The sequence below is a fragment of the Flavobacterium sp. Root420 genome (assembly GCF_001427905.1).
Lineage (GTDB): Bacteria > Bacteroidota > Bacteroidia > Flavobacteriales > Flavobacteriaceae > Flavobacterium.
This window is the reverse complement of sequence record NZ_LMEF01000034.1, coordinates 101,545-127,210: the sequence shown is the minus strand read 5'-3', so window position 1 is coordinate 127,210 and position 25,666 is coordinate 101,545. Positions and strand designations below refer to the sequence as shown.

Genomic DNA, 25,666 nt, shown 5'->3' with positions numbered 1-25,666 from the left:
ATTCTGTCTTTATTTCAAATTATCTGCAATCTTTCTATCATTCGACAATCTCGGAATTTTATTCTGTCCGCCTAATTTTCCCTGCGATTTCATATATTCCTGAAAACCATTTTTAGACACTTTGGTTACAACCACTTTTCTCAAAACATTTCCGGTAATCAAATCATCGTAGTAAATGTTTTGTTTTCGCATTGAATCATCAATTGCTTCGGCGAAAGCTTCCCTATTTTCAGGTTCATTTTCGAATTCAATAAACCATTCGTGATACGGCAATCCGCTTGACGGATTTATTTGAGGTGCTACTGTAAATTCGTTAATTACGATTTTCGTTCCTGCAGTTGCTTCTTTCATGGCATTTTCAACTTCGTTGGCAATAACGTGTTCGCCAAAAGCAGAAATAAAATGTTTAATTCGACCCGAAACTATCACACGATGCGGAAATAAAGAGGTAAACTGAACGGTGTCGCCAATATTATAACGCCAAAGCCCGGCATTTGTCGAAACGATCAAAGCATAATTTATTCCAACCTCAACTTCTCCAACAGTGTAACTTTTTGGATTTGGTTCGAAAAATTCATCGCTTTTAATAAATTCGTAGAAAATTCCGGAATTCAATAACAACAACATTCCTTCTTCATTTTTGATCCCGAAATTTCGGGACTGATAAGCAAAAAAACCTTCAGAGGCCGGGAACAGTTCAATACTATCCACTTTTTTACCAATCATTTGTTCAAATTTGGCGCGGTATGGCTCGTAATTTACCCCCCCGTAAATAAACAAATTAAAGTTTTTAAATATTTCACTTATCTTTTTTCCACCGCTTTTCTCCTGTAAACGCTCAAAGTACATTTGCACCCAGGATGGAATTCCTGAAATAACAGACATGTTTTTTTTGATTGTTTCATCTACAATTGCATTTACTTTAGTTTCCCAGTCTTCAATGCAATTTGTTTCCCAGGATGGCATTCTGTTTTTTTGCAAATATTTTGGAACAAAATGTGCAACAATTCCGGAAAGTCTTCCAAATTTAATTCCGTATTTTTCAGTTAAAATAGGGCTTCCCTGCAAAAAAATCATTTTTCCGTCAACAAAATCGGCATTTCCGGTTTCGTGAATATAATGCAAAATAGCATTACGAGCCGCATTTACATGCGTCGGCATAGATTCTTTGGTAAGCGGAATATATTTTGCTCCGGAAGTGGTTCCTGAGGTTTTGGCAAAATATAATGGTTTTCCTTTCCAAAGAATGTTTTCTTCGCCAATTTTAACCTTTTCGATATAGTGCTTCAAATCTTCATAATCACGAACGGGAACGTTCTTTTGAAAATCTTCAAATGTTTTTATACTGGCAAAATGATGATCTTTTCCAAATTCGGTATCTTTAGCATTTTTAATTAAACTCTTGAAAACAGCTTGTTGTGTTTCGACAGGTTTATTGGCCCATGCCTGCGTTTGATGATATATTTTGCTGGCAAATAATTTTGCTGCTACAGATTTAATCGACATTTTTTATACTATTATTTCTTGTCATTTTTGTTTTTACTTCGCATTTTTTCGCCCGACTCCTTCTCTATTTTATTAACCTCTTCTCTTAATTTTATTTCTTCTTCAGTAGCTTTCATGTTTACGTCTGAAGTCTCATCCATATTCGCAGCCAAAATAGAATCTTTGTTGAATTTGGCATATTCCAATTCGCCTCTCAATACTTTCTGAACACCATGAATATAGGCTTCGTTTTTCTTTAAAGCTCTTTCTAAAGAATCTGATTTTATCGCTAATTCGGTCGCATTCTTTTTTAATTCAGTTGAAGAATAACCCGGAATAAATTCACGCAAAGGTGTAAAAGCAATAATGAAAGTGGTGATTAAAATTAAAAATATACCGCCTAAAGAGAAAACCACAAAAACATTCATTAGAGTGAGTTTTAGCGAAAAAATTTCTTCAAAAGTATCTTCATTCAAAATTACCAATCGGTTTTTGATGAATAATTTTTTTCTGAAATTTCGTTTTTTTTTAGCCATTTCGGTTCTTTAATATGAGCAAATATAATAATTAATAGTTGTGTTGATGTGACCCAAATTTGATCAAATCTGCTTAATTTACGATTTTATAAAATATTTAACGTGGTTAAGGCTAAATATTTTAATCCAAAAACACTTCTTGTTCGTATATTTCTATATACCTTTGCAGTACAATTAGAAAACAATTTGCTTCGGCATAAAATATACAATCATGGGAAGATTAGGTCTTACAGAAATCCTTGTAATAGTAGGTATTGTGTTATTACTTTTTGGAGGTAAAAAAATTCCAGAATTAATGAAAGGTTTAGGAAGCGGAATTAAGGAATTTAAAAACGCAGCCAAAGACGACCAAACTACTGCTGCCAAAAAAGAAGAGGAAGAAGTAAAATAATAATTACAACTTTTAAAATTTAAAAAATCCCAAATTACAATTGTAGTTTGGGATTTTATTTTTATTGCTCTTTTTCTATTTGGAATTTCTTTTTTGGAATTTTATAATACCATCGTTAACTGAATTCTCTTCCTGTCTTCATCAACCTCCGTAACCTTAACATCAACATGCTGATGTAATTTCACTACTTCATTTACATCGCTTACAAATCCAGCTTTTAACTGCGAAATATGAACTAATCCACTTTCCTTAATTCCGATGTCAACAAAACAGCCAAAGTTGGTAATGTTATTCACAATTCCAGGTAAAATCATTCCGGTTCTTAAATCTTTGATCGATTTTACATTCGCATCAAATTCAAAAACCTTAGCCGACTTTCTCGGGTCTAATCCAGGCTTTTCAAGCTCTTTTATAATGTCTTTTAACGTAAGCAAACCTATTTCAGGTGTAATATAGTTTTCGGCCTTAATTAAGGCTGTTTTCTCTTTGTTTGCAATTAAGTCGTTTACCGAAAGTTTCAAATCCTTTGCCATTTTCTCTACAACCGGATATGCTTCCGGATGTACGGCCGAATTATCCAATGGATTTTTAGCATTCGAAATTCTAATAAAAGCCGCTCCTTGTTGATACGCTTTATCCCCTAAACGAGGCACTTTTTTCAATTGCTTTCTGTCTTCGAACGGACCATTTTCTGAACGATACTGTACGATGTTTTCGGCAAGCTTCTCTCCTATTCCGCTCACGTAACTTAGTAAATGTTTACTTGCCGTGTTAATATTGATTCCCACCGAGTTTACGCAGCGAATTACCGTATTATCTAATTCTTCTTTTAATTTCGTTTGATCCACATCGTGCTGATATTGGCCTACGCCAATTGCTTTGGGGTCAATTTTTACCAATTCGGCCAAAGGATCTGAAAGACGCCTTCCAATAGAAACCGATCCACGAACTGTAACATCATAGTTAGGAAATTCTTCGCGCGCAATTTTTGATGCCGAATAAACCGAAGCTCCAGCCTCAGAAACAATAAAAACCTGCAGCGGTTTATCGAATGCGATTTTTTTGATGAAAAACTCCGTTTCTCTTGACGCCGTTCCGTTTCCGATAGAAATTGCATCAATTTGATACGCATTCACCATCGAACGGATTTTCTTGATCGCCATAGCTTCCTCGTTTTGAGGTGCGTGTGGATAAATGGTTTCGTTGTATAATAAATCGCCTTTTTCATCCAGACAAACTACTTTACAACCACTTCTAAATCCTGGATCGATTGCCAAAATTCGCTTCTCTCCCAATGGTGGAGCTAATAATAACTGACCTAAATTGTTGGCAAAAACCTGAATTGAATTCGCATCGGCTTTGGCTTTTGCTTCCTGCAAAGTTTCATTTCCAATCGCCGGATTCAATAATCTTTTGTAACTGTCTTCTATCGCTAATTGCAAATGTGCCGTTGTACTATTTTGTTTTTTAATGATGATTTCGTCAATAACATCATACGCTTCATCAAGATCAACGTCAATTTTCATCTTCACAAAACCTTCGTTTTCGGCACGAAGCATAGCTAATAAACGATGTGAAGGTGCTTTTGTTAAAGGCTCTTCCCAATCAAAATACTGACTGAATTTTTGAGCTCCTTCCTCTTCTGCTTTCTTTTTGACTACTTTGGTTGCAATCGTTGCTTTTCTATTAAATAATCTACGCAATTGTTTACGAACATAAATATTCTCGTTGATCCATTCGGCAACAATATCGCGTGCGCCTTGCATGGCGGCTTCTTCGTTAATTACATTTTCATTGATATATTGTGTCGAAATAAAATCGACATCAACATCATTTTCCGACATGATTATTTTCGCTAATGGTTCTAAACCAAATTCACGTGCCACATCTGCCTTTGTTTTTTTCTTCTTTTTGTATGGAAGATAAAAATCTTCAATTTCTTGCAAATCAAAACTTTGCTCTATTTTTTGTTTTAAGTCTGGCGTAAGCGCTTTTTGCTCTTCTATTGATTTTAGAACGGCTTCTTTACGTTTTACAATCGTTTCGTATTCCTTTTGAAGTTTTGCAATTTGTTCAATTTGAACTTCATCCAGATTTCCGGTTGTATCTTTTCGGTAACGAGAAATAAACGGAATTGTACAGTCTTCCTCTAGTAATTGAACCGTTTTTTGAATATTAATCGCTGCTGTTTGAACAGTCTTGGCAATGAATTGAATATTAGTCATACTTTTAATGAAATAATTTCTTGATTACAAAATGATTTAAATTACTTGTTAAAATAATAAAACAAATTCATTAATCATTTGGCTAAAATAATATCTTTGTTTCTAATTTTAAGCCAATGGAAATTTTATTATTGTATTTTTTATTTATAAACATCATCGTTTTTATTCTTGCAGGCTATGACAAATATTTAGCGCGAAAAAATAAACGAAGAATTCCTGAAAATATATTGTTTTTTTTAGAAGCTGTCGGCGGAACAATTGGTTTATTACTCGCGATGTTACTCTTTAGACATAAAACGAGTAAAACCTCTTTTATTGTGAAGTTTTCCGGGATTTTTTTGATTCAGATTGTATTAGTTTATCTTAAATTAACCAATAAGATTTAAACAATTCTGTTGTTGATAACTCCAAAACCTTTTGTTTTGAAGAACTCAATGAACTGAATTTAAGAACATTAAATAAAAAACCGGATGAATTTAAAAAATCCGCCCGGTGTGTTTATTTTTATTGGTGCGAAGCACCCGATTTTTTTTGACTTCTTACGAACAAGCGATTTTATTCACTCTGTTTTGGTGTCTTCCACCTTCAAATGCAGTTGTTAAAAACGTTTCAACAATTTCAACAGCTTGCGGAATCGATGTAAAACGCGCCGGAATACTTACAATGTTTGCATCATTATGTAAACGTGTTAAATACGCAATTTCTTTAGTCCAGCATAAACCAGCTCTCACTTTTGGGTGTTTGTTTACTGTCATTGCAATTCCATTTCCGCTTCCGCAGATCACAATTCCAAAATCAGCTTTTCCTTCAGATACATCATTTGCAACCGGATGACCATAATCCGGATAATCAACAGAATCCTCAGAATCTGTTCCGTAATTAGTTACTTCATATCCTTTTGCTTTAAGCATTGCAACAATTGCTTTTTTATAATCTGGTCCTGCGTGGTCGTTTCCTATCGAAATTTTCATCGTAAATACTATTTAGTTGTGTATTGCAAATTTAATCATTTAATAAATGTTTGCCACGAATTTCACTAATTATCACGAATTTTTTCCTTTTCCATTTTTAAAATAGAATTCGTGAAATTCATCAAGTAAAACTTTGTGATCTTTACCACAGATCAACACAGATTAAAAGATATGATTCTTATTAACTTTGCGTAAATCTTTGCGAACTTTGCGGTTAAACTAAGCGTTTTTACAAATAGCTTTATATCAAAAACTTAGCGTTATTAACAATTTTAATATCTCTATAATTAGCTGAAAATCAATTAGAAATAAACAGCATTTTTGTTAAAATTTTAGAATGTTAATACTAAAAGCTAATTCGTTGATATTCAGTTAACTTTAAATTAACATTGTTTGTTAATAAGTTCAGATAGAATATTAGAAGTTTTTTTTGGTCGTGTCATAAAAAAACCTAATCCAAAACCGGAACCAAAAATCCTAATAAAGTTTGATGAATTTTTAGAAAAGTTATCAATATCAAAAATGCGATTTTCAACAAAAATCAACATATGAACTTATCTACAAAATGAATCCTTTTTTGGTTGTCAACCGTTGTTAATTAAAATACAAAAAGTCTTATAAATTAATCTTTTAGCTAAATATAAGTATGTTGATAACTCTATATAAGTAAGCAAAACTTCATTTCAATACATTTAAAAATAAAATTATTGCACATATTAACAAGCTATAATAACAACCATAAATTAATTTAAATTAAATTTTTCTTTTTGTTGTATTTAATATATGTTGACAACTTTGAAATTTTAAAAAGAAAAAAAATTTGAGATTGAAAAAAAAACAGAACTTTTTAAACGATTTTGAGTGGACTATTGAGATTGTCCAGAATTTGCTGAACTTCTTCGAAATCGTCCGGATGAACTTTAAGTTTGATTCCACCGAGCGCCGTGGTGTACATCGGAACAACAGAGAGCGTCATTTCGTTTTCAAAAAAATAAGGAATCCCTTCTTGTTCCAACAAGTGTTTCAGAACAACAGTTTCGTGCAGATAATTGAATATGGCGATGGTTTTAAAGCTTTCCATACAAGGTCTTTTCGTAAAGATACGAAATGAGCATTACTAAATGTAGGCATAACTAATTTTAAACGTGAATTACAAAATGACCTTTTAGAATCTGCTTTTGAACGTTATTTTTTTAATAATTTATTTGTTAAAATCTATAATCTGATATCTTATTTGTAATTTTAACTTTTTAAGAAAAGATATATGAGTAAGAAAATTAGAAAGCCGATAAAAAATGAGAGTGATTTCTCAAGCAAAATTTTAAAAATTTTATCGCAAAGCCCAAATAAGGCATTTAATTACAAACAGATAGGAGCAAAGCTTGAACTTGACGATACAAAAAGCAGGAATCAGATTATAAAAGATTTAAAAATATTGGCTTCTTCAAAGAAAATTATAGAGTCAGAACCAGGAAAATATTTAGTAAAAGTAGAAAGTCAGGATTATTACGAAGGAACAATTGATATGACCAGCAGGAAAACAGCTTATTTTGTTTGTCCGGATTTTGCTGAAGATGTTTTTATTCCGACCAATAATTTGAATCGTGCTTTGGATAAAGACAAAGTAAAAGTTTACGTTTATAACAGAAGAAAAGGGAAAAGACCTGAAGGTGAAGTAATCGAAGTTATAGAAAGAAATAAAACAGAGTTTGTTGGTGTAATAGATATTCAGGCAAATTTTGCTTTTGTATCGACGGCAAATCCTAAAATGTATACGGATATTTTTATTCCGAAAGATAAAATTGGAGAAGCAGAAAATGGTGATGTTGTTTTGGTTACCATTGAAGATTGGCCAAAAAGAGCTGATAGTCCATTTGGATCTGTGATTAGAGTTTTAGGAAAACCTGGAGAACACAATACTGAAATTCATGCCATTTTAGCCGAATATGGTTTACCGGCAGATTTTCCGGTAGAAGTAGAGGTATATGCACAAAAAATAGATACTTCAATTCAGGAAGCTGAAATTGCAAAACGTCGTGATATGCGTGATACACTTACGTTTACGATTGATCCAAAAGATGCAAAAGATTTTGATGATGCGTTGTCTTTCAAAAAGTTAGAAAATGGAAACTATGAAATTGGAATTCATATTGCCGATGTTTCATATTATTTGGAAGAAGGAACAATTTTAGATGATGAAGCGTATCAAAGAGCAACTTCAGTTTATTTGGTCGATAGGGTAGTGCCAATGCTTCCGGAAGTTTTATCTAATTTTGCGTGTTCATTGCGTCCAAATGAAGAAAAATATACGTTCTCAGCTGTTTTTGAAGTTTCTCCAACTTCGCAGGTTATTAACCAATGGTTTGGTAGAACAGTAATTTATTCAGATCAGCGATTTGCTTATGAAGAAGCACAATATATCATTGAAACAAAAGACAATACAATTCCTGTTGATATTTCAATTACAGGAGAATCTTATGTAGTATCTGATGAGATTGTTGAAGCTACTTTAAAATTAGATGAATTAGCGAAGATTTTGAGAAAGAAAAGAATGGCAAATGGCGCAATTTCTTTTGATAAAGTAGAAGTAAAATTCAACTTAGATGCCGAAGGAGAACCAGAAGGAGTATACTTCAAAGTTTCTAAAGATGCCAATCATCTGATCGAGGAATTCATGCTTTTGGCCAATAGAAAAGTCGCTGAGTACATTGGAAAACAAAAGAAAACATTTGTTTACCGAATTCACGACGAACCAAACGAAGACAAATTAATTGCAATGGCAACAGTAATTGCTAAATTTGGATATAAAATAGATTTCAGAAACAAAGGCGATATTTCAAAATCATTGAACGCTTTGATGGAAGAAGTTAATGGTAAAAAAGAGCAAAATTTAATTGATACTCTTGCGATTAGAAGTATGAGCAAGGCTAAATATTCGACAGAAAATATTGGACATTATGGTTTAGCTTTTGATTATTACAGCCATTTTACTTCGCCAATTCGTCGTTATCCGGACGTTATGGTTCATAGATTGTTGCAGTATTACCTTGATGGAGGTAAATCTGTAGATGAAGAAATTTATGAAACAAAATGCCAGCATTGTTCGAATATGGAAAGTTTAGCAACAAATGCTGAACGTGACAGTATCAAATACATGCAGGTTAAATACATGCAGGATCATCAGGACGAAGAATTTTTGGGCGTTATTTCTGGAGTTACAGAATGGGGAATTTATGTTGAAATTGTTTCTAACAAATGTGAAGGAATGGTGAGAATCAGAGAAATAAAAGATGATTATTATACTTTCGATGAAAAACAATATGCTTTGGTTGGAGCTACTTCAAACAGTATATTGCAATTAGGAGACGAAATTTATGTTAAAGTAAAAAATGCGGATTTGGTTAAAAAACAGCTGGATTTTCATTTTTTGAGACGAGCAGAATAGTTGTTAAATTAAAAATAGAGCGATATGAAAAAGTTATTAATAGGAGTTGCAATTCTTGTTGCACAGATGTCTTTTGGTCAGATTACCAAAAATTTAGGAGATTTTGATTCGGTAAAAGTTTTTGATAAATTAAGTGTAAAATTAGTTCAGTCTTCTGAAAATAAAATTGTTATAAAAGGAGCAAGAGAATCAGAAGTTGAAGTTGTTAACAAACAAGGTTTATTGAAATTAAGAATGCCTTTTCCAAAATTATTATCCGGAGATGATTTAGATATAACTTTGTATTACAAAAATATTGAGTTGATAGATGTAAACGAAGGAGCAATTGTTAGCAGTAAAGAAGCTATAAAAGCAACTGCATTTAAAGTAAGTGCCCAGGAAGGCGGTAAAATTAATGTCGATTTAGATGTTGATAAACTAAAAGTAAGTTCCGTTTCAGGTGGCGAAATTACTTTGACAGGAAAAGCTTCCAATCAAGATGCAAGCTTAGGAGCTGGTGGTTTTTTACTAGCAAGTAAATTAGTTACCTCACAAACTACAGTAAGCGTTTCTGCAGGAGGAAAAGCAGATGTTAATGCATCTACCCTTGTTGAGGCGAAAGTTAGCGCAGGAGGCTCTATTTACATTTATGGAAAACCAAAACAAATTAATCAAAAAACGGTTTTTGGAGGTAAAATCGAAGAAGTGAAATAATAATTCTATTTGAATGATAAATGATATTTTAGCTGGACTGCCATGGGGACTTTTTTTAAGTTTTATGGTAGGTCCGGTATTTTTTATATTACTGGAAACCAGTATTACAAAAGGATTCAGAGCTGCAATTGTCTTTGATTTTGGTGTAGTTCTAGGTGATATTTTTTTTATAGCCGTTGCTTATTTAGGAAGTTACAGATTAATTCAGAGTTTAAAAGATAAACCGGCCCTATTTATTTTTGGCGGAATTATTATGTTGGCTTATGGTATTATTTCTTTCGTAAGATTAAAAAAAGAAGAAAAGATAAATGATGAAGAAATAGATCGTGACATCATTAAAAGAAATTACGGAAGTTTGTTTATAAAAGGTTTTTTACTGAACGTTATTAACATTGGAGTATTAGGTTTTTGGTTAGCTGTTATTATTTCTATTGGACCAAAACTAGAAATGCAAAACTCCAGAATGATTACTTTTTTTACATCTGTTATTATTACTTATTTGTTAGTGGATTGTATTAAAATACTATTGGCCAAACAATTAAAATCTAAAATGACACCCACTAATATTCTAAAAATTAAAAAAGCGATTAGTATCGTTTTAATGGTTTTTGGAGTGGTGTTAATAACTCAGGGATGGTTTCCAAAAGAAAAAGAAATGGTTAGAAATGCTTTTGAGAAGATTGATAAGTAATCAGATTTAATTATATGAAAAGACTTTTACTTATTTTAATTGTGATTTTTTTTGGTTGTAATAATTCTAGTAAAACTGAAATTAAAAAGAAAGAAGTCATAAAGAAGGAGCTAAAACCTTTTTATATCTCAGATAAAATTGATCACTATTATTTAGATATTTCTGATTTTTCGGTTTATGATATTATTAGAAAGGACACAATTGTAAAGGATCAAAAGTTAAGTAATTTATTGTCAGGAAATTATCCTAAAACTATTGCAGAACCAAATTTTGAATCTGATTTATTAAAGTTTCATTTTGTTAAAACAGAATTAACTAAAGAAAAAAAGAAAGAAGTAGAGAATATTTTTACACAAAATGATTCTTTACCAAGTGATGTAGCGAGTTGTATTCCTAAATATCGCGATATATTTATTTTTAAAAGAAATAATTCTATAATTGGCATTGCTAAGATTTGTAATGGTTGTGGAGAATCCCAATTTTTAGGAACTAAAGTTGATACTTATACTTTTGGTTTACCATCAGAGCTTGAAAAGCTTTATAAAATAATAAGATAATAATATTTCAATTTATATTTAAACCTCTCATTTTTAGAGGTTTTTTTATGTTTAAGTTGCATTTAACCTTTACTTATCATAAATGACAAAAATTATAAATAACCTTTTTTTAAAGCTGTTCTCGGAGGAACAAAAGATATTGTAGGGATGGATTTCAATCTATTCTACGCATGGTAATTCATTAATCTTTGTCGAGCTACTTGCGGGGACTTTTCCTTGTTCGAAATGACAAACTGTGTGTTTTAAACACAAAAAAGGAATATTTTTTATAGATTTTTAAAAGCATCGCCCGGATTCGAACGTAAATCTTTATCAAATTTTTTCTAAAAATTAACCATAAAAAAAACTTCAAATTGCTTGAAGATTTTAAAGGAATCATCCGGATTCGAACGTAACCTTTATCAAATTTTTTCTAAAAATTGACCATAAAAAAAACCTTCAAATTGCTTTGAAGGTTTTGAGGCATCATCCGGATTCGAACGTAACCTTTATCAAATTTTTTCTAAAAATTAAACATAAAAAAAACCTTCAAATTGCTTTGAAGGTTTTGAGGCATCGTCCGGATTCGAACCGGAGTAGGAGCTTTTGCAGAGCCCAGCCTAGCCGCTCGGCCACGACGCCATTACTTGAACGGATGGCAAAAGTAACTAAAATCTTTAAAATTCAAAACTTTAAAAGTAACTATTTTAAAAAATTAGTTTTTCTGCTTCAAAGAATTACTTTCTATTTTCTGTCATTTTTATAGTAACTGATTCAACATCACCACCAATAGGCGGATTTATTTTAGAAACCCAAACCGTTGTTTTTTTTATAGATTCTATTTCTGCAAGTACACGAATATTGATTCTTTTGGCCACATGTTCTAATAAATGTGAACGAATTGCCATTTCTTCCGTAACAATTCTGTTCAAATGTACATAATCAACCGTGTCGGCAAGATGATCTGTTTGTGCTGATTTTTGTAAATTGGTTTTAATTTTTAGATCAACAGTGTAATCTGATCCAATTTTTCCTTCTTCAATCAAACATCCGTGGTAGGAGAAAGTTCGGATGTTTTTTAGTTTTATAACTCCCATTTCAAATTTAGTTTCAAGTTCTAAGTTTCAGGTTTACTGAGAAGTTTCCAAAGAAAACCATAAACTGTAAACCATAAACTGTAAACTTTTTTATCTTTGCTAAAATTACTATAAAATAATGGCATCAGAAGAGAAATCACTCAATTTTATTGAACAAATCATAGAAGAAGATTTAAAATCAGGTCTTTCTAAAACTAAACTTCATTTTCGTTTTCCACCAGAACCAAACGGTTATTTGCATATCGGACACGCTAGTTCTATTGCATTAAATTTTGGTTTAGGAAATGATTATCAGTCTCCTGTAAATTTACGTTTTGACGATACAAATCCAGAAAAAGAAGAGCAGGAATTTGTTGACGCTATTAAAAAAGATGTGGAATGGCTGGGGTATACCTGGGCAGAAGAACGTTATGCTTCAGATTATTTCCAACAATTGTATGATTGGGCCGTTTTATTAATTAAAAAAGATAAAGCGTATGTTGATAGCCAATCTTCTGAAGATATGGCGATTCAAAAAGGAACTCCGTCTACTGTTGGAACGGATAGTCCGTACAGAAATCGTTCTGTTGAAGAGAATTTAGATTTATTCGAAAGAATGAAAAAGGGAGAATTTGAGGCTGGAACTCATATTCTTCGTGCCAAAATAGACATGAAATCTACCAATATGCTGATGCGTGATCCTATCATGTACAGGATTTTACATAGGCATCATCATAGAACTGGAGACGATTGGAAAATTTATCCAATGTACGATTGGGCACACGGACAAAGTGATTATTTAGAAGAAATTTCACACTCCTTTTGTACACTTGAATTCTTGCCTCACCGTGAATTATACGATTGGTTTTTAGACCAAATCATTGATGAAAATCAGATTCGTCCTAAGCAAAGAGAATTTGCAAGACGTAATCTTTCACATACTGTTGTTAGTAAAAGAAAATTACAGCAACTTGTTAAAGAAAAGCATGTTAACGGTTGGGATGATCCAAGAATGTCAACTATTTCAGGGTTAAGAAGACGTGGTTATACCGCTGCTTCATTGCGTAATTTTGCGAATACAATTGGTATTGCAAAACGTGATAATTTGATAAATGTATCGGTTTTAGAATTCTGTATTCGTGAAGATTTAAATAAAATTGCACCTCGTGTAATGGCTGTTTTAGATCCTGTAAAATTGGTAATTACCAATTATCCTGAAGGAAAAGAGGAGTGGTTAGAAGCGGAGAATAATCAGGAAGATGAAAATGCAGGTTTCAGAAAAGTGCCTTTTTCAAGAGAATTATATATCGAAAGAGAAGACTTTTTAGAAGAAGCCCCTGCGAAGTTTTTCCGTTTGACTTTAGGAAAAGAAGTGCGTCTTAAAAATGCCTATATCATTAAAGGAGAAAGTGTTGTAAAAGATGCTAGCGGCAGTATCACAGAAATTCATGTTACTTATGACACCGATTCTTTAAGTGGAAGCGGGACAGAAGCAAGTCAAAGAAAAGTGTCTGGAACATTACATTGGGTTTCTATTCAACATGCAGTTGAAGCAGAAGTTCGTATGTATGATCGTTTGTTTACAGATGAGGCTCCGGATAGTTATAAAGATAAAAACTTCCTGGATTTTGTGAATCCAAATTCATTAGAAATCATCAAAGGTTATGTTGAACCGAGTTTGGCAACTGCTCAAAACGAAGATAAATTTCAGTTTCAACGTTTGGGTTACTTTACTGTTGATAAAGACTCAACCCCTTCAAAATTAGTGTTTAACAAAACTGTTGGATTGAAAGATGCCTGGGAAGAAAAAGGTAAAAAAGAAGAAAACAGTATCAATAATTCTTTAAAAGACATTAACAAATATTTTAAAGTTGAAACAAAACCAGAACGCATTGCAATTGAAAGTGCAATAGGGGAGAGCATCAAAAATGTTTCAAGTTTTTCATTGTTACAAAATTCATTAAAGAAAAACATCAACAATAATAAAGCTTCGTTGTTATTTGCTCAATTTATTTTGAAATATTCTCATTTAAAATCTTCAGATTTTGAAGAAGAGGATATCAAAAAATTATATAATATGTCTCTTAGAAGTGAATCGACTTATGTTAGATCAAAAGCGCTTTTGAATTTAAGAGATTTAGAAACTTCAGAATTTAAAAATCAGTTTGAAGAGGAAATTTTGAAATTAAATTCAAATCTTCCAAAAAATGCTTCAGAAAGAGAAATTGAAATTCTTTCTGAAATGATTAAAAAATAATATCATTATAACCTATTGAAAAGCGCTTTTTATAAGCGCTTTTTTTATTATTTGTATTTTCTATGGAAAATTTTATTTTTATAAATATTTTATATTAAAAGTGACGCTCATAAATTGATTTTAAACGATTTTTTTACTTCTTCCTACACAGAATTCATCTTTCAGAAAATACTTAAAATTTACGCTTTATTTTAGGTTTAGGTCTTATTTTAGCCGTCTTTAGAGCTTATTAACAACGGAATGTTTATAAAGTAGCCGTTTGGAATCTACTTTAAAAAAAAATGAGTGGATTTTCTTCAAATAGAGAATAAAATTTACAAAATCAATTTTAATGATTAGTAATAAAATTTAAATGTTTTTGATTATTATATATAGAATCTATTATAATTTAATTTTTAATAGATATTATAAACTAAAAATGACTTTCATATTTTAATTTTAAGACGTGTTTTTACTTCTTCTATCTCTTAACTCATCTTTTGAATAATTGTTGATTTTTAAGCTTTATTTATGTTTTAGACATCGTTTTTGTGAGTTTAACGGGTTATTAACATACAATTGTTTATAAAGTTGCTATTTTTATCCAAAGGTCAAACCTGAAATTTTTTAATTTTAAAAATGACACTTAGGAAGAATCGAAGCTGAGTTTTTCTAAAATTCAAAAATTAATTTTTGTTTTTATATTTTATTCTAAATCTGAATTCCGAAAATTGGTTTTATGGTCAATTCTAATTGTGTTGATGTTTTGATAATTCTTCAGTAAAAGTAGTTTTTCAAAGTATTTCATAATTTTCAAATTTCATGAAATTGGTTTTGTGATTTATAAATTTTGATTTTCATTTTTGATCAAAGAAATTTCTAATCCTTAAATTTAATTATCATGAAAAATGTATTTTTTACTCTGGCTATTTTATTTGCAAACATTGCAATTTCTCAAACACATCAAATTTCAAAACACAATGGAGAAGAATTGGATGTTAATTTTATCAAACATGAAAATGATTTAATTCATTATTCTCTAAATGGAAGTTTCGAAGAACATAAAATTACGAAGTACGCTGTTTCAAAAATTACCAATAAGCAAACGAATCAAACTCAAAAAGTATCTGATAAAGTTATAGTTGATTCAAAATCGGATTATAAATTGGTAACCGTTTTACCTCAGGAAAAGACAATAGGTTTAAAACAAGCAGCTAATTTTACGGGAATATCGACGAAGACAAAAGGTGAACCGCCAATGGCAAACCAAAATCATACAGCTATGAGAATCAAAATGCATTCAGCTTCAAAGGGTTATCCGTTTGTAAGCATAGTTGAAAATGACGGCAAATATGAAGCAGTTGCTTACGTGTATTAATTGTATTGTTAAATATTTGTAAATATCTTTTAACCAATATTTTATAATTTAAAAAAGAAGTATCTTTATTCATCATTTAAAATAAAAACTATCATGTCAAATAAATCAAATGCAATTGCGGCTGTTATAGCTGGTGCTGCAATAGGAGCGGCGATCGGAATTTTATTTGCTCCGGACAAAGGATCAAAAACGCGTGCTAAACTTAAAGAAGGTTTAGATGATGCATCTAATAATTTAAAGGATTCGATTTCAGCTAGTTCTGAAGTATTGCGTGAGAAGTTTACAAGTGCTACTCAGGGTCTTGATGGAACTTTTGATGAATTGTTATCAAATGTAAGTCATAAAACAGAAGAAGTAATTACTTTCTTAGAATCTAAATTGGCTGATTTAAAGGCACAGAACGCTAAACTTCAGAAATAATATTAATACCTAAAAGCGCAAAGCTTGCTTAATTTTTAAGTAAGTTTTGTGCTTTTTTTATCCAAACTACCACTATGGCTTTTGAAGAATTAAAAGAAAACACCGAAAATATCCAGGATCAGGCGAAAGTTTATCTGGACAGTCATTTGGCTTATTATAAACTTTGGGGTTTCAAGGTTGCAATGAAATCAACCACTTTAATTTTTAAGTTTACTTTGATCTTATTGTGTTTTAGTATGGTTTTGATTTTTGGTTCTTTTGCAGCAGCTTATGCATTTGGTTCTTTATTTGAAAGCACAGCACTTGGATTTTTGGCAGTAGGAGGGATTTATCTTGTTTTTACCATCTTGCTTTTCTTTATAAAAGATAAATTTGTTGAAGGTCCAATTTTAGAAAAATTCTCAGAAATCTTTTTCAACGACTAATTATGGAACCGAAAAAATACTCGTCATACGCAGAAATCGAAAGAGATTTGGAAATTCTGAAATTAGAAAAAGAGATTAATTATCAAAAATTAGTTTTAAGTTTTCAAAGAACAAAAGAAGGAATCACACCGCAGAAAATTGTTAATGGATTCTTTTCCTCTTATAAAGATTATTTTTCAAATAATTATCCTAAGATTTTACAATCCATTTTACCACATATTATCAGCTGGTTTATAAATAAAAAAAGAGGCAATTAAGCCTCTTTTTTATTTTATATTATTGTTTTGTTTCTGGTTGAATGTCATCTTCATAACCAGATTGTGGCTGAATTGGTTTTGGTTTTTCCACTTTTTTATTGTGCTTTTTCATCATTTCACCAACCTGGTTTGAGGCAGTGAAAGAAGCAACCATATTATTCAGCATATCACTTCCGGCTTGTGGAGAATTAGGAAGTAAGATTAAATTCGAATTTGCATCTGCACCAATTGCTTGTAAAGTATCATAATGCTGCGTAACTACGATTAGAGCAGAAGCTTCTTGAGAGTTGATTCCAACATTGTTCAAAACTTCAACACTTTCTACTAAACCTCTTGCAATTTCACGACGCTGATCTGCAATACCTTGTCCTTGTAAACGTTTACTTTCAGCCTCGGCTTTTGCTTTTGCAACAATTCTGATTCTTGAACTTTCAGCTTCAAATTCGGCAGCGGTTTTTTCTCTATCGGCGGCGTTGATTCTGTTCATCGCATTTTTTACCTGGATATCCGGATCAATATCGGTTACCAAAGTATTGATAATATCATATCCATAAGTAGTCATTGCTTCGTTTAATTCTCTTTTTACTGCAATTGCGATATCATCTTTTCTTTCAAAAACATCATCTAATTTCAATTTAGGAACCTCGGCACGTACAACATCAAATACATAAGCCGTAATCTGATCGTGTGGATATTCCAGCTTATAAAAAGCATCGTAAACTTTTTCCTGGATTACTTTAAACTGAACGGAAACTTTCATTTTGATAAAAACGTTGTCTTTGGTTTTGGTCTCAATGATAACATCTAACTGTTGAATTTTAAGATTTACTCGTCCGGCAATTCTGTCGACAATCGGAATTTTAAGTTGTAAACCTGAATTTCTAACGCTCAAAAATTTACCGAATCTTTCGATTACAACAGACGATTGTTGTTTCACGGTAAAAAAGGAAGACATAAAAATGAAGAATCCAAATACTAAAAGGATAATTAAAGCTGTGTTCATGGTGATATAGTTTAGTTTTTATGATTGGGTAAATTACGAATATTCTTCCAATTCCAATTTTTTAAACATTAAAAAAACGCTAAGAACATTTTATGGATGTTTCTTAGCGTTTGAGATTTTAAAATAAATTATTTTTATAAAGTATTTATTGCTTTCTGAATTCTCGAAATAGTTTCTTCTTTTCCAATGATTTCAACAATGTCAAATAGGTGAGGACCCTTCAAAGCGCCAACCAAACTCAAACGGAAAGGCTGCATAACTTTACCCATTCCGATTTCATTTTTGGTTAACCAGTCTTTTACGATTGCTTCAATATTTGTTGAATCAAAACCATCAATATATTCAAGAGTCGAAATCAATTCCTGCATTAAAGCTGGAGTTGCTGAGTTCCAGTTTTTGCTTGCCTTTTCATCATAAGATGTTGGAGCCTGAAAAAAGAAATCGGTCAAATCCCAAAATTCAGAAACGAAATGGGCTCTTTCCTTAATCAAAGAAACGATTCTTGTAACATCATATTTGGAAAGATCAACACCTTTTTCAATAAGAATAGGAGTGAAGTCTTTCGCTAAATCTGCATCATTTTGTTTGATTAAATATTGATGATTGAACCATTTGTTTTTCTCCGGATCAAATTTCGCTCCCGATTTATGAACTCGGTTCAGGTCAAAAGATTCAACTAATTCTTCTAAAGAAAATAACTCCTTATCAGTTCCGTCATTCCATCCTAATAAAGCAAGGAAGTTTATAACTGCTTCCGGGAAAAATCCTTTCTCTCTGTATCCAGATGAAACACCTTCTTCGGTTTTCCATTCTAATGGAAACACAGGAAATCCTAATTTATCTCCATCTCTTTTGGATAATTTTCCGTTTCCAACCGGTTTCAAAATCAACGGTAAATGAGCAAATTCCGGAGCATCCCAACCAAAAGCTCTGTATAATAAAACGTGCAATGGCATCGATGGCAACCATTCTTCACCACGAATTACGTGTGAAGTTTCCATCAAATGATCATCAACAATATTGGCCAAATGATAAGTTGGCATTCCGTCACTTTTAAACAATACTTTATCGTCAAGAAGATTCGTTTCAAATTTTACATCACCACGAATGATATCTTTCAAATGTAAAGTTTCATCAACCGGAGTTTTAAAACGGATAACATAATGTTCTCCATTAGCAATTCTTTTCGCAACTTCGTCAGCAGAAATCACTAAAGATGTATCTAACTTTTCACGATTATGATGGTTGTAAATAAATGTTTTTCCTTCTGCTTCGTGTTGTTTTCTATGTGCATCTAAAGCTTCCGGAGTATCAAAAGCATAATACGCCCATCCTGAATTGATTAATTGATCAGCATAAGATTGATATAAATCTTTACGATCGCTTTGTCTGTACGGGCCAAATTTTTCATTTTTACCAACGGTTTCTTCAGGAGCAATTCCCAACCATTCCAATGCTTCCATAATATAGGCTTCAGCACCGGGAACAAAACGAGTCTGATCTGTATCTTCAATTCTTAAGTAAAAAACACCATTGTTTTTTTTGGCAAATAAATAATTAAATAGGGCAGTACGAACTCCGCCAATATGTAATGGTCCAGTCGGACTTGGTGCAAAACGCACACGAACTTGCTTTGACATTTGTTTAAATTTTGATGCAAAGATACAATTCTAATTAGAGAATTAGAAAATGAGTTTTAATTAGATAATGCCTTGCTTGTAGCTTAATTGACTAATTTTCTCATTGAGAATTATCTAATTAAAATTAGTACTTTTATGGGTTATAATCAAAAGAGATTTTATTTTGAAAACGACATCTGCTATATATCAAAAGTTAGAAGCTTTTATAAAGAAATATTACACGAATGAATTGATAAAAGGAGGACTTCTTTTTATTGGTTTTGGATTATTGTATTTTCTGTTTACGCTTTTTATTGAGTATTTTCTTTGGTTAAAACCACTAGGGAGAACGGTTTTATTTTGGATGTTTATTGGCGTAGAAGTTTTCCTTTTGTTCCGATTTATCTTGTTTCCAATTTTCAAGTTGTTCAAACTTCAAAAAGGAATTGATTATAATGAAGCTTCCAAAATTATTGGAAACCATTTTACAGAAGTAAGTGATAAACTAACCAACTTTTTGCAATTGTCTTCCTCTGAAAATTCAGCAGAAAGTTCAGAATTAATGTTGGCTTCAATTGAACAAAAAGCGAATTCATTGCAACCAATTCCATTTGGAAATGCGATCAATTTTAAAGCGAATAAGAAATATTTGCCATTGGCTCTTATTCCTATTTTGCTTTTTGCAGTATTTTATATTTCCGGATATAGCACTATTATTTCGCAAAGCTTTAATAGAGTAGTACATTTTAATGCTACGTTTTTACCACCGGCTCCTTTCAAATTTGTGGTTTTAAATTCCAATTTACAAACGGAACAAAACAAAGATTTCGTTATCAAAATGGAATCAGTTGGAAAGGTAGTTCCGGAGAATGTCATGATTCATATTGGAGATGAAAGTTATTTTATGGAATCATCTCAACCAGGAAAATTTGAATTCAAGATTGAAAAACCGGTTGATAATGTTCAATTTTCTTTTGAAGGAAATTCGGTTTCATCAGATGAATATGAATTAAAAGTGATTACAGTTCCGTCAATTACCAACTTCGAAATGGTGTTGAATTTTCCATCTTATTTGAAAAAAAAATCAGAAACTATCCAGGGAACCGGAAATGCAATTGTACCGGAAGGAACTTTGGTAACCTGGAAAATGAATACACAATCTACTCAGGAGATTGTTTGGAAGGATGAAAATGCAGTTTTAAAATTTAGTAAGGCTGAAAACGAGTTTAAATTGGCCAAAAATATCAGCAAAAATACAGAATATCAAATTCTTACTTCAAATAATAAGGTTAAAAACTACGAAAAACTGGATTATCAGCTGTCTGTTATCAAAGATCAGCATCCAACGATCACAGTTTCGCCTGCACCGGACAGTTTAAAGTTAGATAAGAATTATGTTTTGGGAAGACTGGGCGATGATTATGGTTTGTCGAAATTACAGATTGTTTACTACGAACGTAACAAACCAAACACAGCGAAGCGTGGAACCATTCCTGTGAAGCAAGCAGTATTTGACCAATTCGTTTTTAACTTTCCAAGTAATTTGGCTGTAGAAGAAGGAGTGTCTTACGAATACTATTTTGAGGTTTTCGACAATGATGCGCCTCATCATTTTAAGAGTACAAAGTCTTCTGTTTTTTCAGACAGAGTTTCTACTACTGACGAAGTTCAGGATATGGAATTGCAACAACAGAATCAGAATATCAATAGTCTTGAGAAATCTTTGAAGAATCAGAATAAACAATTTTCTGAAATGGATAAGATTCAAAATACCGGAAAAGAAAAAGATAATTTAGAGTTTAAAGATCAGCAAAAGATCAATGATTTTATCAAACGTCAAAAGCAACAAGACGAATTGATGAAGCAGTTCGCTGAGAAAATGAATCAGAATTTAGATAAATTCAAAGACGAAAAGAAAGACAAGACGGCTGAAGATTTACAAAAGCGTTTGGATAATGCAGAGAAAGATTTGGAGAAAAACCAAAAGCTTTTAGAGGAACTAAAGAACCTGAACGATAAATTGAATAGTGAAGATTTGTTTGATAAGATGGAAAAATTCAAACAGATCAGTAAGAACCAATCGCGCAACTTAGAACAATTAGTTGAGTTAACAAAACGTTTTTACGTAGAGAAGAAAGCAGATCAGGTTGCAGAAAAATTAAATAAGTTAGCAGAACAACAAGAGAAGCTTTCGAATAAAGACAGTGAAAACACCAAAGATAAACAAGATGAAATCAATAAATCTTTTGATAAGATTCAGGATGATTTGAAGGATTTAAAAGAAGAAAATAAAACATTAAAAGCACCGTTGGATATTCCTTCTGATGCTTCAAAAGAAAAAGATGTCAATTCTGATTTGCAAAAAGCTTCTGAAGAATTAGCTAAAAAGAATACTTCTTCGGCTAAGCCAAAACAAAAAAGTGCCTCTCAAAAAATGAAGAGCATGGCACAACAAATGCAATCCAGTATGGAAGGTGGAGATCAGGAACAATTAGAGGAAGATGTTGCAATGCTTCGTCAGGTTCTGGATAATCTTCTGGCTTATTCTTTATCTCAGGAAGATGTGATGAAACAATTTAAATCGATGAAATTAGGTTCTTCTGCTTATACCAAAAACATTAAAGTACAACAGAATTTGAAACAACAGTTCAAACATGTTGACGATAGTTTGTTTGCATTGTCCTTAAGAAATCCAAAAGTAGCTGAAGATGTAACAAAGGAAATTGGGAACGTACAATATAATGTTGACAAAGCGATTGAATCTTTGACAGACGTTCAGGTTCCGAAAGGAGTTTCGCATCAACAATATGCTGTATCGTCTGCCAATAAATTAGCTGATTTTTTAAGTGATTTATTAAACAACATGCAAATGTCTATGTCGAAACCGGGGTCTGGAAAACCAAAACCGGGAGATGGTCAGGGAATGCAATTGCCAGATATTATTCAAAAGCAAAAAGGCCTTGGTGATAAAATGAAGCAGGGAATGAAGGAAGGAAATAAACCAGGAGAAGGACAACAGGGACAAAGTGGAGAAGGAAAGGAAGGTCAGGGAAAAGAAGGTCAAGGTAAATCTGGCCAGGGTAAAGATGGAAAAGGAAATCAATCTGGAGGAAAAGGAAATGAAAGCAAAGATGGAAATGATGGAGAAGGAAATGCTGAGGCGATTATGGAAATCTATAAAGAGCAGGTAAAACTTCGTGAAGCGTTACAAAAAGAATTAGCAAAACAAGGTTTGGATTCTCAGGGAAAATCTGTGATTGATCAAATGAAACAATCTGAAAAGCAACTTTTGAATAAAGGTTTTAAGAATGAAAACCTACAGAGGATTTTAAATATTCAACAAGAATTATTAAAATTAAACAATGCTGTTCAGCAACAAGGTCAGGATACGAAGCGTCAATCGGAAACAAACAAAGCTGAATTTTTTAATCGCTCGAATGCTTTACCAAGTTCGCTTTTGGAATATTTAAACAGTGTAGAGATTTTAAATAGACAATCACTACCTTTGCGCTCGAATTTTAATCAAAAGGTTCAAGAATATTTTAATACAAAATGATCAATTTTAATTACGAAACCGAATTTACTTTAGACAACGAACTAGCCTTTTCTGATTGGTTAAGTGCTGTAATAGTTTCTGAGAATAAAAACGAAGGAGAGATAAATTACATTTTTTGTAACGATGAATACCTTCACAAGATAAATGTAGAATATCTGGATCACGATACTTTAACTGATATTATCAGTTTTGATTACACAGTTGGCAATCAGCTAAACGGTGATATATTTGTTTCTGTTGAAAGAGTAGAAGATAATGCAAAGGATTTTAATGTTTCTTTTGAAGAAGAATTGAAACGTGTTTTGGCTCACGGTATATTACATTACTGTGGATACAAAGATAAATCAGATAAAGATGCTGAATTAATGCGTTCTAAAGAAGATGAAAAAATCGCAATGTTTCACGTGGAACAATAAATTAAAATTCCAAGTTTTAAATTCCAAATTCCAAATTCCAATTGTTTCACGTGAAACATAAGACGCGTTAAAAGAGACGAGATGTTTCACGTGGAACATTTAATATTAAAGATTTGATTTGAAGATTTGAAGATTTGATTTGAAGATTTGATTTGAAGATTTTAAAATGTTCCACATGGAACATAGTTTATTTGAGATATGGCTTTTGAAAGGTAAACTTGATGTTCCACGTGGAACATCAGGTTTGGTTTGGAATTTGGGATTTTTTAAATTGGAATTTGCGCGTTAGCGCCGTTCCACGTGGAACAAAAGAATGAAAAAGTTAATTCTGTGAATCGCCTTAAACGGTTTCCAGAGAATAATAAAACGAAATGTTTTTAGAAGAATACGATGTTATAGTGGTTGGTGCAGGTCATGCCGGATCTGAAGCCGCGGCAGCGGCCGCAAATTTGGGATCGAAAACCTTATTGGTTACGATGAGCTTGCAGAACATTGCACAGATGTCTTGCAACCCTGCTATGGGTGGAATTGCAAAAGGACAAATTGTGCGTGAGATTGATGCGCTTGGAGGATACTCTGGAATTGTTTCAGACCGAACAGCAATTCAGTTTAAAATGTTGAATAAATCAAAAGGACCCGCAATGTGGTCGCCGAGAGTTCAAAGTGATCGAATGCGTTTTGCCGAAGAATGGAGAATGATGTTGGAGGGAACTCCGAATTTGGATTTCTACCAGGAGATGGTGAAAGGTTTAATTATTGAGAACGGAAAGATAAAAGGAATCAAAACTTCGTTGGGAGTGGAGATTCGATCTAAATCTGTTGTCTTGACAAACGGAACTTTTTTAAACGGTTTGATTCATATTGGAGAAAAACAATTTGGAGGAGGAAGAGCAGGTGAAAGTGCTGCTACCGGAATTACCGAAGATTTGGTGAAAGCAGGTTTTGAAGCAGGAAGAATGAAAACAGGAACACCTCCACGCGTGGATGGACGTTCTTTGGATTATTCTAAAATGAACGAAGAAAAAGGAGATGCAAAACCGGATAAGTTTTCTTATTCTGATTTGACAACTCCGTTAACGCATCAAAGATCTTGTCATATGACATATACGTCTTTGGGCGTTCATGATATTTTGAGAGAAGGTTTTGATCGTTCGCCAATGTTCAACGGAAGAATCAAAAGTATTGGACCAAGATATTGTCCTTCGATTGAAGATAAAATAAATCGTTTCGCGGATAAAGAACGTCATCAACTTTTTGTTGAACCGGAAGGATGGAATACTTGTGAAGTTTATGTGAATGGATTTTCAACTTCACTTCCAGAAGATATTCAGTTTAAAGCGTTGCGTTCGGTTGTTGGATTTGAGAATGTGAAATTCTTTCGTCCAGGTTATGCAATCGAATATGATTATTTTCCGCCAACGCAATTGAAACATACTTTGGAAACAAAGTTAGTGGAAGGTTTGTATTTTGCCGGACAAATTAATGGAACGACAGGATATGAAGAAGCAGCTTCGCAAGGTTTGATGGCCGGAATAAATGCGCATTTAAAAGTGCATGAAAAAGCACCGTTAATTTTAAAACGTGATGAAGCTTATATTGGAGTATTGATTGACGACTTAATTACGAAAGGAACAGAAGAGCCTTATCGTATGTTTACATCAAGAGCAGAATATAGAACATTGTTGCGTCAAGATAATGCCGATTTCAGATTGACACCAATGTCGCATGAAATTGGTTTGGCTTCTGAAGCTCGTTTACGCCGAATGGAAAAGAAATTAAATGAATCTGAGAAGATGGTTGCTTTCTTTAAAGAGACGAGTGTTTCGGTTGCTGAAACGAATCCGATTCTAGAAGCAAAAGAAACTGCTCCAATTACACAAGGTGATAAAATGTTCAAAGTTTTTTCTCGTCCGCAAATTGATTTGGAGGATATGATGAAATTTGAAAAAGTAAAGGAATATATCGAAGCAAATGATGTAGATCAGGAAATTTTAGAACAAGCCGAAATCCAGGTTAAATATTCTGGTTATATCGAAAAGGAAAGAAACAACGCTGATAAACTAACTCGTTTAGAAGAAGTGAAGATTCCGGAGAATTTCGATTACAATAAAATCAAATCAATGTCGATTGAAGCAAAGCAAAAATTAAGCAAAATTCGCCCTGTAACAATTTCGCAAGCTTCACGAATCAGCGGAGTTTCTCCGAGTGATATTTCGGTGCTTTTGATTTATATGGGAAGATAGAAAATGTTTATTTTGTTTCAGGTTTCAAGTTTCAAGTTTTGTTGGAACTTGAAACCTGAAACAA

General features: G+C 32.4%; 22 protein-coding genes and 1 tRNA gene. 14 read left to right on the top strand and 9 right to left on the bottom strand.

Annotation, left to right across the window (positions count from 1 at the left end):
- Window positions 1-9: 9 nt before the first annotated feature.
- Both ASC72_RS23275 and ASC72_RS23270 read right to left on the bottom strand, forming a co-directional pair.
- Window positions 10-1,506, bottom strand: coding sequence for a GH3 auxin-responsive promoter family protein (locus ASC72_RS23275; protein WP_056196729.1), 1,497 nt, complete (start codon window positions 1,504-1,506; stop codon window positions 10-12).
- Window positions 1,507-1,517: 11 nt separating this feature from the next.
- Window positions 1,518-2,021, bottom strand: a complete 504-nt coding sequence (locus ASC72_RS23270; protein ID WP_056196726.1) for a hypothetical protein — start codon at window positions 2,019-2,021, stop codon at window positions 1,518-1,520.
- Between the two features lie 211 nt (window positions 2,022-2,232).
- Between ASC72_RS23270 and ASC72_RS23265 the strand changes: the two genes are divergently transcribed.
- Window positions 2,233-2,412 (top strand): twin-arginine translocase TatA/TatE family subunit, encoded by a 180-nt coding sequence (locus tag ASC72_RS23265; protein ID WP_056196724.1) that lies wholly within the window; start codon window positions 2,233-2,235, stop codon window positions 2,410-2,412.
- A 101-nt stretch (window positions 2,413-2,513) separates the two neighbouring features.
- Here the strand turns inward: ASC72_RS23265 and ASC72_RS23260 are convergent, their stop codons facing one another.
- Complete coding sequence (locus ASC72_RS23260; protein WP_056196722.1) at window positions 2,514-4,637, bottom strand: Tex family protein; 2,124 nt, start codon at window positions 4,635-4,637, stop codon at window positions 2,514-2,516.
- Between the two features lie 116 nt (window positions 4,638-4,753).
- On the opposite strand from ASC72_RS23260, the gene ASC72_RS23255 reads away from it, so the two are divergent.
- Window positions 4,754-5,023, top strand: coding sequence for a DUF1294 domain-containing protein (locus ASC72_RS23255; protein ID WP_056196718.1), 270 nt, complete (start codon window positions 4,754-4,756; stop codon window positions 5,021-5,023).
- A 153-nt stretch (window positions 5,024-5,176) separates the two neighbouring features.
- Here ASC72_RS23255 and rpiB read toward each other — a convergent pair whose 3' ends face one another.
- On the bottom strand, window positions 5,177-5,608 hold the full coding sequence (gene rpiB / locus ASC72_RS23250) for a ribose 5-phosphate isomerase B (protein WP_056196715.1): 432 nt from the start codon (window positions 5,606-5,608) through the stop codon (window positions 5,177-5,179).
- Between the two features lie 847 nt (window positions 5,609-6,455).
- A complete protein-coding gene (locus ASC72_RS23245) occupies window positions 6,456-6,689 on the bottom strand; it encodes a putative signal transducing protein (protein ID WP_056196712.1) in 234 nt (77 codons plus the stop codon).
- A gap of 183 nt (window positions 6,690-6,872) precedes the next feature.
- On the opposite strand from ASC72_RS23245, the gene rnr reads away from it, so the two are divergent.
- Genes rnr through ASC72_RS23225 form a run of 4 tightly spaced genes read left to right on the top strand, consistent with a single transcriptional unit; the run spans window position 6,873 to window position 10,994 of the window.
- Window positions 6,873-9,053 carry a ribonuclease R gene (gene rnr / locus ASC72_RS23240; protein WP_056196709.1) on the top strand — a complete coding sequence of 727 codons (2,181 nt, stop codon included), beginning with the start codon at window positions 6,873-6,875 and terminating at the stop codon, window positions 9,051-9,053.
- Between the two features lie 24 nt (window positions 9,054-9,077).
- A complete protein-coding gene (locus ASC72_RS23235) occupies window positions 9,078-9,746 on the top strand; it encodes a head GIN domain-containing protein (RefSeq protein ID WP_056196706.1) in 669 nt (222 codons plus the stop codon).
- Between the two features lie 13 nt (window positions 9,747-9,759).
- Window positions 9,760-10,437 (top strand): LysE family translocator, encoded by a 678-nt coding sequence (locus ASC72_RS23230; protein ID WP_056196704.1) that lies wholly within the window; start codon window positions 9,760-9,762, stop codon window positions 10,435-10,437.
- Window positions 10,438-10,451: 14 nt separating this feature from the next.
- Window positions 10,452-10,994, top strand: coding sequence for a hypothetical protein (locus ASC72_RS23225; protein ID WP_056196702.1), 543 nt, complete (start codon window positions 10,452-10,454; stop codon window positions 10,992-10,994).
- A gap of 550 nt (window positions 10,995-11,544) precedes the next feature.
- Here the strand turns inward: ASC72_RS23225 and ASC72_RS24185 are convergent.
- Together ASC72_RS24185 and folB are read right to left on the bottom strand one after the other, a co-directional pair.
- Window positions 11,545-11,615 (bottom strand) — tRNA-Cys (locus ASC72_RS24185).
- Window positions 11,616-11,710: 95 nt separating this feature from the next.
- Window positions 11,711-12,070 carry a dihydroneopterin aldolase gene (gene folB, locus ASC72_RS23220; protein ID WP_056196699.1) on the bottom strand — a complete coding sequence of 120 codons (360 nt, stop codon included), beginning with the start codon at window positions 12,068-12,070 and terminating at the stop codon, window positions 11,711-11,713.
- A gap of 118 nt (window positions 12,071-12,188) precedes the next feature.
- On the opposite strand from folB, the gene ASC72_RS23215 reads away from it, so the two are divergent.
- The 5 genes from ASC72_RS23215 (at window position 12,189) to ASC72_RS23195 (ending at window position 16,765) form a co-directional block, all read left to right on the top strand.
- The gene (locus tag ASC72_RS23215) at window positions 12,189-14,306 is read left to right on the top strand and encodes a glutamine--tRNA ligase/YqeY domain fusion protein (protein WP_056196696.1); all 2,118 of its coding nucleotides are present in this window, start codon (window positions 12,189-12,191) and stop codon (window positions 14,304-14,306) included.
- An 880-nt stretch (window positions 14,307-15,186) separates the two neighbouring features.
- Window positions 15,187-15,663, top strand: a complete 477-nt coding sequence (locus tag ASC72_RS23210; RefSeq protein WP_056196694.1) for a hypothetical protein — start codon at window positions 15,187-15,189, stop codon at window positions 15,661-15,663.
- 93 nt (window positions 15,664-15,756) lie between these two features.
- On the top strand, window positions 15,757-16,083 hold the full coding sequence (locus ASC72_RS23205) for a YtxH domain-containing protein (RefSeq protein WP_056196689.1): 327 nt from the start codon (window positions 15,757-15,759) through the stop codon (window positions 16,081-16,083).
- 74 nt (window positions 16,084-16,157) lie between these two features.
- Window positions 16,158-16,508, top strand: a complete 351-nt coding sequence (locus ASC72_RS23200; RefSeq protein WP_056196687.1) for a hypothetical protein — start codon at window positions 16,158-16,160, stop codon at window positions 16,506-16,508.
- A gap of 2 nt (window positions 16,509-16,510) precedes the next feature.
- A complete protein-coding gene (locus ASC72_RS23195) occupies window positions 16,511-16,765 on the top strand; it encodes a DUF6327 family protein (RefSeq protein ID WP_056196684.1) in 255 nt (84 codons plus the stop codon).
- Between the two features lie 19 nt (window positions 16,766-16,784).
- Here the strand turns inward: ASC72_RS23195 and ASC72_RS23190 are convergent, their stop codons facing one another.
- Window positions 16,785-17,768, bottom strand: coding sequence for an SPFH domain-containing protein (locus ASC72_RS23190; protein WP_056196683.1), 984 nt, complete (start codon window positions 17,766-17,768; stop codon window positions 16,785-16,787).
- A gap of 134 nt (window positions 17,769-17,902) precedes the next feature.
- Entirely contained in the window at window positions 17,903-19,408 is a 1,506-nt protein-coding gene (gene gltX / locus ASC72_RS23185) for a glutamate--tRNA ligase (protein WP_056196680.1), read from the bottom strand.
- 163 nt (window positions 19,409-19,571) lie between these two features.
- On the opposite strand from gltX, the gene ASC72_RS23180 reads away from it, so the two are divergent.
- The 3 genes from ASC72_RS23180 (at window position 19,572) to mnmG (ending at window position 25,602) form a co-directional block, all read left to right on the top strand.
- Window positions 19,572-22,943: a DUF4175 family protein gene (locus tag ASC72_RS23180; protein WP_056196677.1), complete on the top strand. Its 3,372-nt coding sequence runs from the start codon at window positions 19,572-19,574 to the stop codon at window positions 22,941-22,943.
- Complete coding sequence (ybeY, locus tag ASC72_RS23175; protein ID WP_056196675.1) at window positions 22,940-23,359, top strand: rRNA maturation RNase YbeY; 420 nt, start codon at window positions 22,940-22,942, stop codon at window positions 23,357-23,359. The genes ASC72_RS23180 and ybeY overlap by 4 nt, the downstream gene beginning before the upstream one ends.
- A gap of 371 nt (window positions 23,360-23,730) precedes the next feature.
- A complete protein-coding gene (mnmG, locus tag ASC72_RS23170) occupies window positions 23,731-25,602 on the top strand; it encodes a tRNA uridine-5-carboxymethylaminomethyl(34) synthesis enzyme MnmG (RefSeq protein ID WP_056196672.1) in 1,872 nt (623 codons plus the stop codon).
- Window positions 25,603-25,666 lie beyond the last annotated feature (64 nt).

What these genes read in the sequence shown, in the direction of transcription:
- ASC72_RS23275 (WP_056196729.1), bottom strand. Translation starts at nt 1,506, where the DNA reads ATGTCGATTAAATCTGTAGCAGCAAAATTATTTGCCAGCAAAATATAT.
- ASC72_RS23270 (WP_056196726.1), bottom strand. Translation starts at nt 2,021, where the DNA reads ATGGCTAAAAAAAAACGAAATTTCAGAAAAAAATTATTCATCAAAAAC.
- ASC72_RS23265 (WP_056196724.1), top strand. Translation starts at nt 2,233, where the DNA reads ATGGGAAGATTAGGTCTTACAGAAATCCTTGTAATAGTAGGTATTGTG.
- ASC72_RS23260 (WP_056196722.1), bottom strand. Translation starts at nt 4,637, where the DNA reads ATGACTAATATTCAATTCATTGCCAAGACTGTTCAAACAGCAGCGATT.
- ASC72_RS23255 (WP_056196718.1), top strand. Translation starts at nt 4,754, where the DNA reads ATGGAAATTTTATTATTGTATTTTTTATTTATAAACATCATCGTTTTT.
- rpiB (WP_056196715.1), bottom strand. Translation starts at nt 5,608, where the DNA reads ATGAAAATTTCGATAGGAAACGACCACGCAGGACCAGATTATAAAAAA.
- ASC72_RS23245 (WP_056196712.1), bottom strand. Translation starts at nt 6,689, where the DNA reads ATGGAAAGCTTTAAAACCATCGCCATATTCAATTATCTGCACGAAACT.
- rnr (WP_056196709.1), top strand. Translation starts at nt 6,873, where the DNA reads ATGAGTAAGAAAATTAGAAAGCCGATAAAAAATGAGAGTGATTTCTCA.
- ASC72_RS23235 (WP_056196706.1), top strand. Translation starts at nt 9,078, where the DNA reads ATGAAAAAGTTATTAATAGGAGTTGCAATTCTTGTTGCACAGATGTCT.
- ASC72_RS23230 (WP_056196704.1), top strand. Translation starts at nt 9,760, where the DNA reads ATGATAAATGATATTTTAGCTGGACTGCCATGGGGACTTTTTTTAAGT.
- ASC72_RS23225 (WP_056196702.1), top strand. Translation starts at nt 10,452, where the DNA reads ATGAAAAGACTTTTACTTATTTTAATTGTGATTTTTTTTGGTTGTAAT.
- folB (WP_056196699.1), bottom strand. Translation starts at nt 12,070, where the DNA reads ATGGGAGTTATAAAACTAAAAAACATCCGAACTTTCTCCTACCACGGA.
- ASC72_RS23215 (WP_056196696.1), top strand. Translation starts at nt 12,189, where the DNA reads ATGGCATCAGAAGAGAAATCACTCAATTTTATTGAACAAATCATAGAA.
- ASC72_RS23210 (WP_056196694.1), top strand. Translation starts at nt 15,187, where the DNA reads ATGAAAAATGTATTTTTTACTCTGGCTATTTTATTTGCAAACATTGCA.
- ASC72_RS23205 (WP_056196689.1), top strand. Translation starts at nt 15,757, where the DNA reads ATGTCAAATAAATCAAATGCAATTGCGGCTGTTATAGCTGGTGCTGCA.
- ASC72_RS23200 (WP_056196687.1), top strand. Translation starts at nt 16,158, where the DNA reads ATGGCTTTTGAAGAATTAAAAGAAAACACCGAAAATATCCAGGATCAG.
- ASC72_RS23195 (WP_056196684.1), top strand. Translation starts at nt 16,511, where the DNA reads ATGGAACCGAAAAAATACTCGTCATACGCAGAAATCGAAAGAGATTTG.
- ASC72_RS23190 (WP_056196683.1), bottom strand. Translation starts at nt 17,768, where the DNA reads ATGAACACAGCTTTAATTATCCTTTTAGTATTTGGATTCTTCATTTTT.
- gltX (WP_056196680.1), bottom strand. Translation starts at nt 19,408, where the DNA reads ATGTCAAAGCAAGTTCGTGTGCGTTTTGCACCAAGTCCGACTGGACCA.
- ybeY (WP_056196675.1), top strand. Translation starts at nt 22,940, where the DNA reads ATGATCAATTTTAATTACGAAACCGAATTTACTTTAGACAACGAACTA.
- mnmG (WP_056196672.1), top strand. Translation starts at nt 23,731, where the DNA reads ATGTTTTTAGAAGAATACGATGTTATAGTGGTTGGTGCAGGTCATGCC.